The organism is Pectobacterium wasabiae CFBP 3304 (assembly GCF_001742185.1).
Taxonomy (GTDB): Bacteria; Pseudomonadota; Gammaproteobacteria; order Enterobacterales; family Enterobacteriaceae; genus Pectobacterium; species Pectobacterium wasabiae.
In genome coordinates, this window is record NZ_CP015750.1 from 3477173 (window position 1) to 3490404 (window position 13232).

The following is a 13232-nucleotide window of genomic DNA, read 5'->3' on the forward strand; positions in this document are numbered from 1 at the left end:
TTATAGTTTTGTGTCCTGATCTTGCTTATCAGGGGTAGTTTTATCGCCATTGAACTGTAACGCATTACTGGGAGGATCCCGGTAACGGTCATGCATAAGGCAAAATGAATGTGTTTGCTATGCTGCTGGCTGGAATGAAGGACGGGGTATGGCTTTTTTGGCGGTACTCCACCCTGAAGTACTTCATGTTAAAAAGGAAATCGTAATGAAGAAAACGTTAATCACGCTGGCCGCTGTTCTGGCCATGTCGTCAAACGCGTTTGCTGTTGATGGCGTCTCTAGCGCAACGGCTGCGGGTACCACGACTACCAGCGCAAGCGTTGGTGTTGCTGCTGGTGCTGCGGGTGCCGGTGCTGCTGCGGGTACTACTGCTCTGATTGCAGTTGGTGTTGCTGCCGCTGTTGCTGTTGGCGTGGCTGTTGCTGTTGCTAGCAATGACAATGATAACACTGGCACGACATCAGGGACCTGATGTTCCGCTAATTCCAAGGCCACTTCGGTGGCCTTTCTTTATTTCAGGCTACGCTGTTCAACGAGAATTTCATCGCATGACAAGAATAAAACGAATAGCAGAAATGAAAGCGCTGATTGCCGCCCCTCTTTTATCTATTGTGCTCGTCGGCTGTTCCCAAAATGTGGATCAGGTAGGGAAAACGTTCAAACTGGCGTTTTTCGGCCAGGATGATACTCACGTAACGGCCAAACAGGTTGCCAGTACGCCCTATGCGTCTGCCTATCTGAAAGTGGGTAAAGCACCGCAGGCGTTTGTCGTGCTGGCTTTTGCTGAGCAGAATCAGTTGAAATGGATCGGGGCCGATAAAAATATGATCGCGACCCAACATGGCCGTTTAGTGAAAACGCAGGGCTTTGGTGAAGACATTACCTATGTGGATAATCTGCAACAAGATCCCCTGACGTTAGGCCTATTGAAGACATCGACACCGATGACGTGGAAAAGCCGGGTTGAGTGGGCTCAGGTCTTCCGCGGTGGTTACGATACTACGTCCGTTTTCCAGGCCCGTGGCAAAGAGACGGTAAAAATTCTGGATACCCCTCGTGAGCTGCTGCGCTTTGATGAGCAGGTGACCGTCTCTGCCTTGAATGAGTCTTACACCAATAGCTACTGGCTTGATCCGACTAACGGAAGTGTGGTTCAGAGCCAACAGTATATGGGGCCGGGTATGGCACTGGTCACATTCAACGTATTAAAACCCTACGCACAATAAGGGGCTGCAATGTTGGCACTTAATCGTATCGCGACTTTGCTGCTGCTGGTTTCCAGCGTCGCGATGTCTGCACAATTGACGGTGAAATCGCCTCAAGAAACGATCGCCGTTATTAAACAGGGCGACGGTACGCGTCTTGAAAAATTTTACGAACAAGTTTCCTGGCCGCAGAACATTAATTGGCAAACGGCATTGATTTCTGATTTTGCGACGACGCAGAAAGTTCGGGCACAGGGCGATGCCTTGTTGCAAACGCTGGCAGAACTGGAAACACGCTGGCGTAACTCTGGTGATGGCGATTTAGCCATTTCCGCTTGGTTGCTGAGAAAGACGATTAGCCCGATTAATGTTGCGGGTCGCATCCGTACCGATCTGGATCCCGACCGCGTGCGCGTGTATATAGAAAATAATCGTCCTCTGGTGGGGGAATATGCACTGTATGTGGCTCCCCATGATGACAGGCTGTCTCTGATCGGTCTGGTGAATACTTCCTCCGATGTGGGAGAGCTGGAAACGTCGGGGAAAGTGGCGCTGCGTGCCGGATGGTCGGTTGAGAATTATCTCTCTGGGCGGCGGCTTTTAGCGGGAGCGGATAACAGTTATGGCTATCTGATTGGGGGAAATGGCAAGTGGCGTAAAGTACCGCTGGCGCTGTGGAACCGACAGCATAGTGAACCCGCTGCGGGTGAAACGCTTTTTATCGGCTTTGATCCCTCAGCTTTACCTCAGGATATGTCATCACTCAACGATCAACTTGCTGACTACCTTGCTAACCGGATCCCATTCGAATGACAAAGAACAGAAACGTTAAACTAGGCTGTCTGTCGTTAGCGATTGGCGGCATCCTGAGTGCGCAGGCGATGGCGGCTGAAACAGAAAATAGCCGTGCTGCGACGAACCCGAATTTGCGTTTTCAGCCTGCGGGCGTATCGCAGTATGACTTCGGTGGTGTGGGGTTGTTGCAAATGCCAACCGCGCGTATGGCGGAAGTGGGCGAATTTAGCCTGAACTACCGTGATAATGAGGAATATCGGCGCTATTCCATATCCCTCCAGCTCTTTGACTGGCTGGAAACGACGGTACGTTATACTGATACTCGTACAGCACCGTATAGTTTCAGCACTGATTTTAGTGGTAATCAAACCCATAAAGATAAAGGTTTTGATGTAAAAGCAAGACTGTGGCAGGAAAGTTATTGGTTACCGGATGTATCGTTGGGATTACGTGATATTGCAGGGACAGGATTATTTGATAGTGAATACCTGGTTGCCAGTAAACGTTTCGGCCCATTTGATTTCACTCTCGGTATGGGGTGGGGCAATATGGCTGAGAGCGGTAATATTAAGAACCCCGCTTGTTCATTAAAAGCTGGTTTCTGTCAGCGCAGTGAGGGCTATTCTGGTAAAGGCGGGCAATTTGAAGTTGGGAATTTTTTTCACGGCCCAGCTGCATTGTTTGGTGGGGTCGAATATCAGACTCCGTGGGATCCTCTTCGCCTGAAGCTTGAATATGATGGTAATGACTACAGTCGCGAATTTGCCGATCGTTACCGTATTGAAAAGATCAAACAAGACTCTCCTTTCAACATTGGTGCGGTCTACCGAGTGGGGGATGTGTTGGATACCACGCTATCGTGGCAGCGTGGCAATACCCTGATGTGGGGCTTCACCCTGCGCACCAACTTTGACAGTCTGAAGCCGAACTATTTAGACGATGCACCGCCCGTTTATGCGCCAGTGCAGGATGGCAAGGGTACCAACTGGCAACTCGTTTCGAAAGAGCTGAATGATAAGGCCGGCTTTAAGGACGCTGATATTTACGCGGACCAAAAACAGGTTACCATTGTTGCCGATCAGACGAAATACCGTAACAGTGAAGAGGCAACGCAGCGTGCAGCCACGGTGTTGGCGAACCATGTACCGGGCAGTATTGATGAGTACCACTTCGTTCAGCGCAGCCAGCGTTTGCCTATTGCCAGTACGGAAGTGGATGCCAAAGCTTTCCATCAGGTTAAACAGGCTGCCACCCCGCTTGGTCAACCGGAACCAGAAACGCATCGCAAAGAGCCGGTATCCGACGTGCGTGGTCAGCGGGTTCTACTTGCGGAACCCGATCGTCTGACGTATTCATTAGATCCTGCATTGACGCAGTCTTTCGGTGGCCCTGAGTCCTTCTATATGTATCAGATCTCGTTGAAAGGTAATGTGGACTATCGCCTGAGCGATCACTGGAGCATCGGGGGAACCGCGACGCTGAACTTGTTGGATAACTACGATAAGTTCAACTATAAAACACCGCCAGCGGATGGTGCAGCGCTGCCACGCGTCAGAACCTGGGTGCGTGAGTACGTCACTTCTTCCGATCTGTTGTTGACCAATCTGCAATTGACCCGCAGGGATAATCCCGCTCAGGACTGGTATACTCAGGTTTACGGCGGCTATCTGGAAATGATGTACGCGGGTGTTGGGTCTGAGGTGCTGTATCGCCCATTTGGTAAAAGTTGGGCGCTGGGGATGGATGTGAACTATGTTAAACAGCGTGACTGGAACGACATCATGAGGATGACCGACTACGATGTGGTGACTGGCCATCTGACGGCGTACTGGGAGCTTCCGTTTGTGGAAGGTGCGGTAGCGAAGGTCAGCGTGGGTCGTTATCTGGCTGGAGATAAAGGGGTGACGCTCGATCTGTCTCGCCGCTTTGACAGTGGTATTGTTGCGGGTGCTTTTGCCACTAAAACTAACGTCAGTGCGGCGGAATATGGTGAAGGCAGCTTTACCAAAGGCTTCTATGTCTCCATTCCGTTTGATCTACTGTTCACTGAACCAACGGTGAAACGTGGCACTGTCGGTTGGGTGCCGCTGACGCGTGACGGTGGGCAGCAACTGCAACGCCGTAACCCACTGTATGACGTTACCGATCACTAATCGTTCCCCGTTCGTTTAGCGTTAAATCAAGCCCGTCATGGCCGAGTGCCACAGCGGGCTTTTTTGTGCGTCTTTACTTTACAGGTCAGCATTGTCATTTGATAACCAGTGTGAACTATTTCATTTGGTCATTGTTTGTATCTTAATTATCTGATGTCGAGGGTTACGATTCAGGGAGGTGATTCCTAAGCCGCTTGTAATTTAGCGACTTAATAGTGGGTGTCACAACAGATTGGGTAATTTTTAATAAAAAGTGTTTCCTGTGAGTAATGATTGAAATATTTACGTCATGGAAGATTCATATCGCGAAACCTATTATCTCCTGCCGCAGTGGCGAAATAAAAACATAGCCATAGATTTTCATGATAGTACTGACAGGAGTGTGCAACCCGATGAATTTGCCTATTTCCGCTGTTATCTCATTAGTGATGAGTTCTGCCTGGTGTCTTCCTTTGCACGCGGCCGTGCAGGATAACTCTCTTGGTATCTATCAGTTAATTCAGGAGAGGATGGTGCTCATGAAAGATGTTGCGGGGTATAAGGCTCGTCAACATCTGCCGGTTGAGGATCTGAAACAAGAGGAACGTATTTTGAGTAAGGTGCGGGAGCAATCTGTTGCCGTTGGTTTATTCCCTCAGAGTACACAGTTGTTTTTTACTTCATTAATGAATGCCAGCAAAGCCATTCAGTATCGCTACATGGCGGACTGGCTTTCGACACCGGAGAACGGCTGGACGCCCCTGTCGTTGAACGACACGATCAGACCCACGCTACTCACGATTGACGACCAACTCTTAGTTAGTATTAAACGTTACCTCTCGGATGGCGGACATTTTGCGCCTCAGCAAGAGGATGCTTTTCTTTCTTCTATTAATGTTGAGCATCTGTCACAGAACGACAAACGCCAGATTTATGCGGCATTGAGTCACATTGAACCAGACGGCAAATAGCTGAGTGGGAGAGAAGACGATGACTTACCAATTATTGAAAGGGAGCGAGCGCGGAAATATCGCTGATGCCGCGTATCTCGAACGCTGTAATGTTAATGAAAGCGTCAGAGTCATGCTGGTGCTGCGTTTTACTATGCCAGATGATGAGTATTATACCGAACTACACGATAGCATCGATCCGCAGTTTGGCGGGATCAATGCCAATAGACCGCTGTCGAGAGCCAGTTACGCCAGAAAGTTCAGCGCTGACGATGCTGATATAGAACATGTCCGTGCGTTTGCCCGCCATTATCGGTTATCTATTGAACGTGAACATCCTGCCAGCCGTACTGTCTTTTTGACGGGGAGCGTAGGGCAAATGGAGCAAGCGTTTCGCGTGAGCTTAGCCCAGTATGACCATAAGCATGGAGCATTTCGTGGGAGAGTGGGAGGAATTTATCTGCCGGAATATCTACAGGGCGTAGTGATTGCCGTACTCGGCCTTGATGAGCGTCTGGCAACGAACTGCTGCCTGCATGTGAATGACACGTTCTCTAATGCAGCAACGCGTCCGTCAAGTTACACGCCGCTAGAGCTGGCGGAGCACTACCACTTCCCGGAACATGATGGGGCGGGGCAGTGCATCGGTATTATTGAACTAGGGGGCGGATATCACTTACCGCAATTGGAGCACTATTTTAAACGCATGGGCGTCAACCCACCGCAGATTGTCGATATTTGTGTAGGAGGTGCGACGAATGCCCCTACGCCGCCAGACGGTGACAGCGAGGTGAACCCCATTGATATCGAAGTGCAGATGGATATCGAAATTGCGGGTACGCTGGCTCCAGCCGCCAAAATTGTGGTGTACTTTGCTCCGAACACCGATGCCGGATTTTTAGAAGCGATCAACACCGCGATCCATGATGAGAGAAACGCACCCTCGGTGATTTCGATTAGTTGGGGGGGCAGCGAGTCAAAATGGACGGCGCAGTCATTACAGGTGTTCAATCAAGCCTTTCAAACGGCGGCGGCATTAGGTATTACGGTGTGTGTAGCTTCTGGCGATCAGGGGGCGAGTGATGGTGAGCCGCATGGGGCGCATGTGAATTTTCCTGCTTCCAGCCCCTACGTTTTAGCCTGTGGCGGCACGAGATTGCAAAAAGCTCGGGAGGAAACTGCGTGGCACAACCGAGATGGTAGTGCTACGGGGGGCGGTGTTAGCCAGTACTTTGCATTGCCCAGTTGGCAGTTAGGGCTGTCTCTGGTCGATAAATATGGCGGCCAGCACGCCCTGCAATACCGCGGTGTACCCGATGTCAGCGGCAATGCCGATCCCGAAACGGGCTATCTGGTAGAAGTCAACGGACGGGAAGGTGTGGTTGGGGGGACCAGTGCGGTTGCGCCGCTATGGGCCGGTTTACTCGCGCGTATGCTCGCGTTGACCGAGTCGGTATCGTTGTTTATTCCTCCACTGCTTTATCGTAACCGTAATAGCTGCAAGGATATCGTGCGGGGAAATAATGGGGCATTTGTGGCCTCTGAAGGCTGGGATGCCTGTACTGGGCTGGGGTCGCCAGATGGCGTGAAATTGCTGAGGCTGTTGAAGCGGCTTGTCAGGCTTAATGGCGCACGAGAGGACGAAGGCGAAGGTGGGCACTAAACTCGTCGTTAGGTAAAGGCGCTCGTGGACTAAAATACAATGAAACCTGATATGATGCGCGATGTAACCGCATTCATATCAGGTTTTTATCCCCTCAGATCAGCGGTTGTTAAGGTTTAGAGTATAATGCTGTATTAACCTGCGTTTTTCCTCCGATCGGAATATGAATATATGGGGCAGGAAAATCAAACCATGTTGCATTCATGTAATCATCCATATAAGGGAGCCGCGGATTCGACGCCTCGCTGAAATGAAGAAAGAGTAACTCCCAGCCTATATTGGCTGTCTCCAACCCTGCATGCCAGCACTTTGCATTGAAAGCATAGAACGTTCCATCTTCAAATCCATCGAACGAGGGCTCTGCACCCAGCTCCAGAGCATAAGCGCCGCTACCATTCCCCCACAAATGCCTGGAATACGCATCAAAACATCGCATGAACGGAAATCCCTGGCTGTTACGATCGGGGGAAAGGTACTATTGCAGGCTTTGACAGCACGTAAATAACGGGTAAGACCACCGTGGGTTAACGTTCGTGTTACTCTGTTTAGCCGTTACAACGCCAGTTCGTTATGTAACACAATGAATGTAAAAATTACTCATTGTTGCTGACATGCTCTCAGCCATAATATTCTTTTCTCGCTATTAGTTAGTGAACCGCATAGGGGTCGTTATGTCAGCCTTGCCGCCGACGTTTTTGACGGTAGATGTACGTCGCTCAGGGTTACGCTTTTCCCAGCGTGTCTACATTCCACGTATTGCCGGTACGATACTGTGTGCTCTCTTTATATCCTCGGTGCTGATTACCAAGCTTACGCCAGTGTTATTATGGGGATTACTCTTTGTGAACGTTTTTGTCTGGCCTCACCTGGCTTACAGATTATCCCAGCGGTCACGTGATCCTATGCGGTGTGAGAGACGCAATCTATTGATTGATGTGGTTTTTGGTGGTATTTGGATAGGATTTATGGGCGTAAATCTTTTGCCCAGCGCACTGATTGTCGCGATGGTGGGGATGAACGGCACGGCTGGCGGTGGAATCAAGCTGTTTGTTCAGGGCATCGTATTACAGTGTGCCACAGGCGTACTGGTTCTGGTGCTGTTTGCGGTGCCTATCTCGCTGGATACGACGCTGATACAGCTTTATGCCTGCCTGCCGATGCTGTTGATCTACCCGATTTCCCTAGGCTATGTGACCTACACTACCGCGCTGAAACTAGCGGAACACAAACGTATGCTGATGGAAGTTAGCATTCATGACGGTATGACGAATCTCTATAATCGTCACCACTGGGAACACCTGTTGAAGCACGAGTATGACATTTGTCAGCGTTATAAGCGTACTGCGACGTTGGTTCTGTTCGATATCGACCATTTTAAAGCTTTTAACGATAATTTTGGGCACAACGTCGGCGATCAGGCGATATTGCTGTTGGCGCGTGAACTGACGTCTGGCTTTCGGGAAACGGATGTGATTGGGCGGTTCGGTGGGGATGAATTTGCTGTAATTTTACCGCAAACCCGTGCGGGGGATGCGCTGGATGCGGTGAATCGCATTCGAGAGAGTTTATCGCTGAAGTTCCTGAGCCAGACACCCCAGCTCGCGGTTTTTGTCAGCGTCGGTATCGCAGAGATCTCGCTGGACATGGGGCAGTATATTGACTGGTTAAAAGCGGCAGATATGGCACTTTATCGAGCAAAAAATAAAGGTCGCCGCCGAACCGAAGTGGCCTGATCGCGCAAGATAATCGCGTGGTATGTGGCTATCTTTTCGGTGATAGACAAAAGCCCTTATGCCATAGAATGGTGATAAGGGCTTTGTCTTTTTGATTCCACTGTGTTGTGGAATCAATCGGGATCAGACTACAGGTCGTACATTAATGTGGTAATGCTTCTTTTGGATGCAGCCCTAAGTGACCGGGAGAGGGTTCACCTTTCACTTCGCCAAGATACAGACCGATTTGGGTACGGAATGATTCTACCGCCGCACGATCGCTCATGAAATCGGCAAAGGCTTGCGGGCTGGTATTTTTATATTCCCAGATAGGTTTATAGCCAGCAGGTGGCGCAACGTCAGTACGAACCGACCACATATACCAAACATTACTTTGGGTTTCTTTATCCAACAGCCAGCTCAGATACAGCTTGGCGCTTTCCGGATGTTTAGCCTGTTTGAAAATGGCCGCACGCTGTGCCCAAGAGACGAATGGATCGTTTTTAGGCAGAACAAAACGGGAATTGGCATTTTGATCGGGAGCAAGCGCGCCGTCGGTTGAGAATGTCGCCGCAGATTTACCGCTTTCCACATCATCTGCGGGAGCCTGTGTACCACGCACGTAAACGGGGTTCTGCTCTTTGAACTTAGCAACATATTCCCAGCCATATTTATCCACGACCTGCTTGAACCAGAACAGCACGGCGTCGTCATCGTTCGGGTAGGTCAAAACAATGCTGCCTTTCAGATCGGGACGCAGGTAATCATTGGCTTCTGTCGGCCAGGCGTTTTCGGCAATCAGCTTGGTATTGACCACATTGCTGAACGCATCGACAAACACGCCAGTCCAGGCACCATCTTTGTCTTTAAACGCCGGGTATACTTTATCCCAGCCGATGGGTTTGTAATTCAGCAACACGCCATCTTTCTTCCAGCGCGGGTAATCCTGCAAGGTTTGCAACTGCACGACATCTGGCACCAGCGTATTGGTCGCCAACTGGTTATCAATACGGGCATCGTGGAATTTACTGTAGTCCACAATGACGTTGAGTTTCATGCCCGGAAAGCGTTTTTCAAACGCCTGTTTGATGCCATCCTGCTGACCCGGTGTGTCACCGCCTGCATAGACGGTCACAATACCGCCTTCCCGAAGCGCGTTCTGATAAAGCTCATTGATTGGACGCTTATCGGCCTCTACTGCCGCATAGCTAGCCGCTGCCGTCGCCATCAGCGCCGTAAATGCGACCACCTGTTTTATTGTAAACATCGATTCCTCCTGAATGAGAGCCGATACCTACCGACACATTCTTTATTCCTTGAGATTGTTGGTTGGATAAGAATGTGTTGGCGATATTATTAGAATGATTATCAAATTATTTAATTTGTTTGATATTCATTATCCTGCTGAGTTAACAGTTAAATGGCCTGTTGTCAGAGGATTTTTGTATGTTATCTGGTTGTAAAAAATGTTAAACAGGAAAAAATTGAGATTTTAATTCAAAAAAAATGAATTAAATGTGAAGGTGAAAAAAAGCAAAATGAGGAAGGCGTTGTGACGATATATAGGCCGCACGGCGACCTAAAATTAGATTGATTCACACTGTGGGGATGTTGCCGTCAAACGGATCCATCAGCAGAAACGTGCACTCGGCTCGCTGGTGGCTATTTATCATGGGAACCAGACGCTGGAAGTGTTCGGTCTGGCAGTGAATGTCCAGTGCCGCTCTATCCGGCCAGGTTTCGATAAAGGTGAAATGCCCCGGATCTTTCTGATTGATAAAAAGCGCGTAGGAGATGCACAGCGGCTCTTGTCGTGTTTTCTCTACCAATTCGCGGTACAGCGGCATGACGATCTCAATACTCTCAGGCTTAATAAAATCCTGTGCGATGACTTGAAGCATAAAACGGGTCTCCCTATATGTTCATCCTGCTAAGTAAATAGTTCCGGCTAGCCGCGCCGCTGTTTTTCGCTCTGTTCTGTGCCGTTTCCCTGCCGGTAGGCCAGCGATACCATCAGCGACTGTACCAGACACAGCGTAGCGGACTGTGAACGGAATGCATCAACCTGGGCTTCCTTCACCACAAAGCACACATCGCTGAGCGTCGCCAGCGGGCTGATCTGGCTGTCGGTAATCACGATTTGTCGTGCGCCAGCTTTTGCTGCCATCTCGCTGACCATCACGGTTTCCTGTGAATAGGGTGAGAAGCTGATGGAAACCACCACGTCACGCGAGTTGACGCGGCTGAGTTGTTCGCGAAACATGCCACCCAGACCGTTGACCAGAATTGGGCTGCTTTCCAGATGGCTGAGCGCGTAGGTGAGGTAAGTGGCAACGCTAAATGAGCGCCGCAGCCCCACGATATAGATCGTTTCTGCCTGCGCCAACAGATCGACGGCTTTTTGCAGATCGTCTTGAGGCGTGCGTGCCGCTAGTTGTTGCATTGCCTGTGCATTTGAGCGGGCAAACTCATGCAGAATATCCAACGGCGTTTCTGGTACGGCGTCGGCTTCCATCGCCCGAAACAGTCGTGCCCGGTCGGTATAACTGGCAGTTTCCTCCACCAAATTCATGCGGAATAGCTGTTTCATTTCGTTGAAGCCGCTGAAATCAAAGGCGTTAGCGAAGCGAATTAACGTTGAAGGGGGAACGTCAGCCCGTTCGGCGATCACTGCGACGGTATCGAACGCGATGCTGTTGGTATTATCCAGCACATAATGCGCGACCTGCTGTAGTCGCTTGCTGAGCGAATCATAACGCTCGCGGATCTGTTCCTGTAATTCTCTCAGGCTGGTTGCCATGGGCATATCGGGTCATCTCCCAAAGTCTCATCTCACTATTCTGTCTGTCCTTCGTCATGCCTTTCATGATCGGCACCTGAAATGGAACAGAAAATTCATTTCTGAACACCGCTGTTTTATCTGAACGACATTTCCGACGGCACACCTTTTAGGGATGCGGCTATTTTCAGAGGCTGCTCGCCTGTCTTTGAGGACAGTTGTCTTCAAGTTTACATAAAAATTCGCAGCGGATCACAATAATCAATATTTATTTTATTTTTCCATTAAATGGAATATTCATTTCATATACTGTAATTCGGTATCAGCCGTTTGTCTCCTCAAAACCCACAAAGGTGTAAACATGGAAACCGTATCTAGCTTCATTCAGGGGGCGATTGTCTCCAGCCGCAGTCAGCGCTACGCGGCGGTGTATAACCCGGCGACGGGCGAGCAGATTCGCCAGGTTGTGATGTCTGATAAGGCGGACGTCGAGCAGGCGATTGCCAGCGCGGCGGCGGCATTCCCTGCGTGGTCAAAGCACTCTCCGCTACGCCGTGCGCGCGTCCTGTTCCGTTTCAAGGCGCTGCTGGAAGAGCGCATGGATACGCTGGCTCGGCTGATTTCACAGGAGCATGGCAAGGTCTATTCCGATGCCGTGGGTGAGGTGACGCGCGGGCTGGAAGTTGTTGAATTTGCCTGCGGTATCCCGCATCTGCAAAAAGGCGAACACTCGGCGAATGTAGGTACGGGTGTGGATAGCCATTCGCTTATGCAGCCGCTTGGCGTGTGCGTCGGGATTACGCCGTTTAACTTCCCGGCGATGGTGCCCATGTGGATGTTCCCGATTGCCTTGGCGACGGGCAATACCTTTGTGCTTAAGCCGTCGGAAAAAGATCCGTCACTCTCGCTGCTGTTGGCGCAACTGCTGAAAGAAGCGGGCTTGCCGGATGGCGTGTTTAATGTGGTTCAGGGTGACAAAGAAGCAGTGGATGTGCTGTTGACCGATCCGCGCGTGCAGGCGGTGAGTTTTGTGGGATCGACGCCGGTGGCGGAATACATCTATCAGACGGCATCGGCGCACGGCAAACGCTGTCAGGCGCTGGGCGGAGCGAAAAATCACTGCATTCTGATGCCGGATGCTGATATGGGCATGGCTGCCAGCGCGATTATGGGGGCGGCATTTGGCGCGGCGGGCGAACGCTGCATGGCGCTGTCGGTAGTGGTCGCGGTGGGTGATGACACGGCAGAGGCGTTGCATCAGCGTCTGAATGCGCAGATAAACGCGATGCGCGTTGGGCCGGGTCTGGTAGATGGGCAGGAAAATGAAATGGGCCCGGTGATCAGTGCACCGCATCGGGCGAAAATTGCCGACTATATTCAAAGTGGCGTTGAGCAAGGGGCGACGCTGCGTATCGATGGCCGCACGCTGTCCGTACAAGGGCACCCGCAAGGTTACTTTATCGGGCCGACACTGTTCGATAACGTCACGCCGGAGATGAAAATCTATCAGGAAGAAATTTTTGGCCCGGTGCTATCCGTTGTGCGCGTGCCAGATTACCAGACGGCGGTGACGCTGATTAATAACCATGAATACGGTAACGGCACTGCTATCTTTACCCGCGATGGCGAAACGGCGCGCCAGTTCTGTGAAGAGGTGCAGGCGGGCATGGTTGGCGTGAACGTACCGATTCCGGTGCCGATGGCGTTCCACAGCTTCGGCGGCTGGAAGCGATCCATTTTTGGACCGCTGAATGTTCATGGTAGTGACGGCGTGCGCTTCTACACTCGAATGAAAACCGTCACCAGCCGCTGGCCCGCCAGCGTCCGTTTGGAGCACCACACCAGCAACTTCGTCATGCCCACGCTGGAGTGAGGCGCGTAAGTGTTTTGTGCTGCGTTTGTAACGATAACAAGTGCTGAAAATGTGCTGTATCAATAATGTGTAGTTTTAGGGGGAACACGGGGATGAGGTTCCCGTAGGGACGCCTCGCCCCGT

The 13232-nt window shown here is 50.7% G+C and carries 12 protein-coding genes and 1 pseudogene; 9 read left to right on the forward strand and 4 right to left on the reverse strand.

The window, feature by feature from the left end; translation table 11 throughout:
- The first annotated feature begins 205 nt into the window (after positions 1 to 205).
- The 6 genes from A7983_RS15745 to A7983_RS15770 all read left to right on the forward strand — a co-directional run bounded on the left by A7983_RS15745 (position 206) and on the right by A7983_RS15770 (position 6745).
- Positions 206 to 472 carry a hypothetical protein gene (locus A7983_RS15745; RefSeq protein WP_039477461.1) on the forward strand — a complete coding sequence of 89 codons (267 nt, stop codon included), beginning with the start codon at positions 206 to 208 and terminating at the stop codon, positions 470 to 472.
- Positions 473 to 548: 76 nt separating this feature from the next.
- Complete coding sequence (locus A7983_RS15750) at positions 549 to 1226, forward strand: YjbF family lipoprotein (protein ID WP_005974096.1); 678 nt, start codon at positions 549 to 551, stop codon at positions 1224 to 1226.
- Positions 1227 to 1235: 9 nt separating this feature from the next.
- Positions 1236 to 2018, forward strand: a complete 783-nt coding sequence (locus A7983_RS15755) for a capsule biosynthesis GfcC family protein (RefSeq protein WP_005974098.1) — start codon at positions 1236 to 1238, stop codon at positions 2016 to 2018.
- A complete protein-coding gene (locus A7983_RS15760) occupies positions 2015 to 4153 on the forward strand; it encodes a YjbH domain-containing protein (protein ID WP_005974101.1) in 2139 nt (712 codons plus the stop codon). The genes A7983_RS15755 and A7983_RS15760 overlap by 4 nt, the downstream gene beginning before the upstream one ends.
- Before the next feature lie 392 nt (positions 4154 to 4545).
- Positions 4546 to 5103, forward strand: coding sequence for a chorismate mutase (locus A7983_RS15765; protein ID WP_005974104.1), 558 nt, complete (start codon positions 4546 to 4548; stop codon positions 5101 to 5103).
- Between the two features lie 19 nt (positions 5104 to 5122).
- Positions 5123 to 6745, forward strand: coding sequence for a S53 family peptidase (locus A7983_RS15770; RefSeq protein ID WP_005974107.1), 1623 nt, complete (start codon positions 5123 to 5125; stop codon positions 6743 to 6745).
- Positions 6746 to 6854: 109 nt separating this feature from the next.
- On the opposite strand, the gene A7983_RS15775 is transcribed toward A7983_RS15770, so the two are convergent.
- Positions 6855 to 7181 carry a hypothetical protein gene (locus A7983_RS15775; protein ID WP_005974110.1) on the reverse strand — a complete coding sequence of 109 codons (327 nt, stop codon included), beginning with the start codon at positions 7179 to 7181 and terminating at the stop codon, positions 6855 to 6857.
- A gap of 235 nt (positions 7182 to 7416) precedes the next feature.
- On the opposite strand from A7983_RS15775, the pseudogene A7983_RS24885 reads away from it, so the two are divergent.
- Positions 7417 to 7689, forward strand: a pseudogene (locus tag A7983_RS24885) (MASE2 domain-containing protein); the annotation flags it as partial.
- Positions 7690 to 7710: 21 nt separating this feature from the next.
- Positions 7711 to 8478, forward strand: a complete 768-nt coding sequence (locus A7983_RS15780) for a diguanylate cyclase (protein ID WP_235778029.1) — start codon at positions 7711 to 7713, stop codon at positions 8476 to 8478.
- Between the two features lie 142 nt (positions 8479 to 8620).
- On the opposite strand, the gene A7983_RS15785 is transcribed toward A7983_RS15780, so the two are convergent.
- From A7983_RS15785 to A7983_RS15795, 3 genes are all read right to left on the reverse strand, one after another.
- The gene (locus A7983_RS15785) at positions 8621 to 9724 is read right to left on the reverse strand and encodes an ABC transporter substrate-binding protein (protein ID WP_005974116.1); all 1104 of its coding nucleotides are present in this window, start codon (positions 9722 to 9724) and stop codon (positions 8621 to 8623) included.
- Positions 9725 to 10052: 328 nt separating this feature from the next.
- Positions 10053 to 10358, reverse strand: coding sequence for a putative quinol monooxygenase (locus A7983_RS15790; protein WP_005974118.1), 306 nt, complete (start codon positions 10356 to 10358; stop codon positions 10053 to 10055).
- 47 nt (positions 10359 to 10405) lie between these two features.
- Positions 10406 to 11263 carry a MurR/RpiR family transcriptional regulator gene (locus A7983_RS15795; protein WP_005974121.1) on the reverse strand — a complete coding sequence of 286 codons (858 nt, stop codon included), beginning with the start codon at positions 11261 to 11263 and terminating at the stop codon, positions 10406 to 10408.
- A gap of 334 nt (positions 11264 to 11597) precedes the next feature.
- Between A7983_RS15795 and A7983_RS15800 the strand changes: the two genes are divergently transcribed.
- Positions 11598 to 13109, forward strand: coding sequence for a CoA-acylating methylmalonate-semialdehyde dehydrogenase (locus tag A7983_RS15800; RefSeq protein WP_005974124.1), 1512 nt, complete (start codon positions 11598 to 11600; stop codon positions 13107 to 13109).
- Positions 13110 to 13232 lie beyond the last annotated feature (123 nt).

What these genes read in the sequence shown, in the direction of transcription:
- A7983_RS15745 (WP_039477461.1), top strand. Translation starts at nt 206, where the DNA reads ATGAAGAAAACGTTAATCACGCTGGCCGCTGTTCTGGCCATGTCGTCA.
- A7983_RS15750 (WP_005974096.1), top strand. Translation starts at nt 549, where the DNA reads ATGACAAGAATAAAACGAATAGCAGAAATGAAAGCGCTGATTGCCGCC.
- A7983_RS15755 (WP_005974098.1), top strand. Translation starts at nt 1,236, where the DNA reads ATGTTGGCACTTAATCGTATCGCGACTTTGCTGCTGCTGGTTTCCAGC.
- A7983_RS15760 (WP_005974101.1), top strand. Translation starts at nt 2,015, where the DNA reads ATGACAAAGAACAGAAACGTTAAACTAGGCTGTCTGTCGTTAGCGATT.
- A7983_RS15765 (WP_005974104.1), top strand. Translation starts at nt 4,546, where the DNA reads ATGAATTTGCCTATTTCCGCTGTTATCTCATTAGTGATGAGTTCTGCC.
- A7983_RS15770 (WP_005974107.1), top strand. Translation starts at nt 5,123, where the DNA reads ATGACTTACCAATTATTGAAAGGGAGCGAGCGCGGAAATATCGCTGAT.
- A7983_RS15775 (WP_005974110.1), bottom strand. Translation starts at nt 7,181, where the DNA reads ATGCGATGTTTTGATGCGTATTCCAGGCATTTGTGGGGGAATGGTAGC.
- A7983_RS15780 (WP_235778029.1), top strand. Translation starts at nt 7,711, where the DNA reads ATGGGCGTAAATCTTTTGCCCAGCGCACTGATTGTCGCGATGGTGGGG.
- A7983_RS15785 (WP_005974116.1), bottom strand. Translation starts at nt 9,724, where the DNA reads ATGTTTACAATAAAACAGGTGGTCGCATTTACGGCGCTGATGGCGACG.
- A7983_RS15790 (WP_005974118.1), bottom strand. Translation starts at nt 10,358, where the DNA reads ATGCTTCAAGTCATCGCACAGGATTTTATTAAGCCTGAGAGTATTGAG.
- A7983_RS15795 (WP_005974121.1), bottom strand. Translation starts at nt 11,263, where the DNA reads ATGCCCATGGCAACCAGCCTGAGAGAATTACAGGAACAGATCCGCGAG.
- A7983_RS15800 (WP_005974124.1), top strand. Translation starts at nt 11,598, where the DNA reads ATGGAAACCGTATCTAGCTTCATTCAGGGGGCGATTGTCTCCAGCCGC.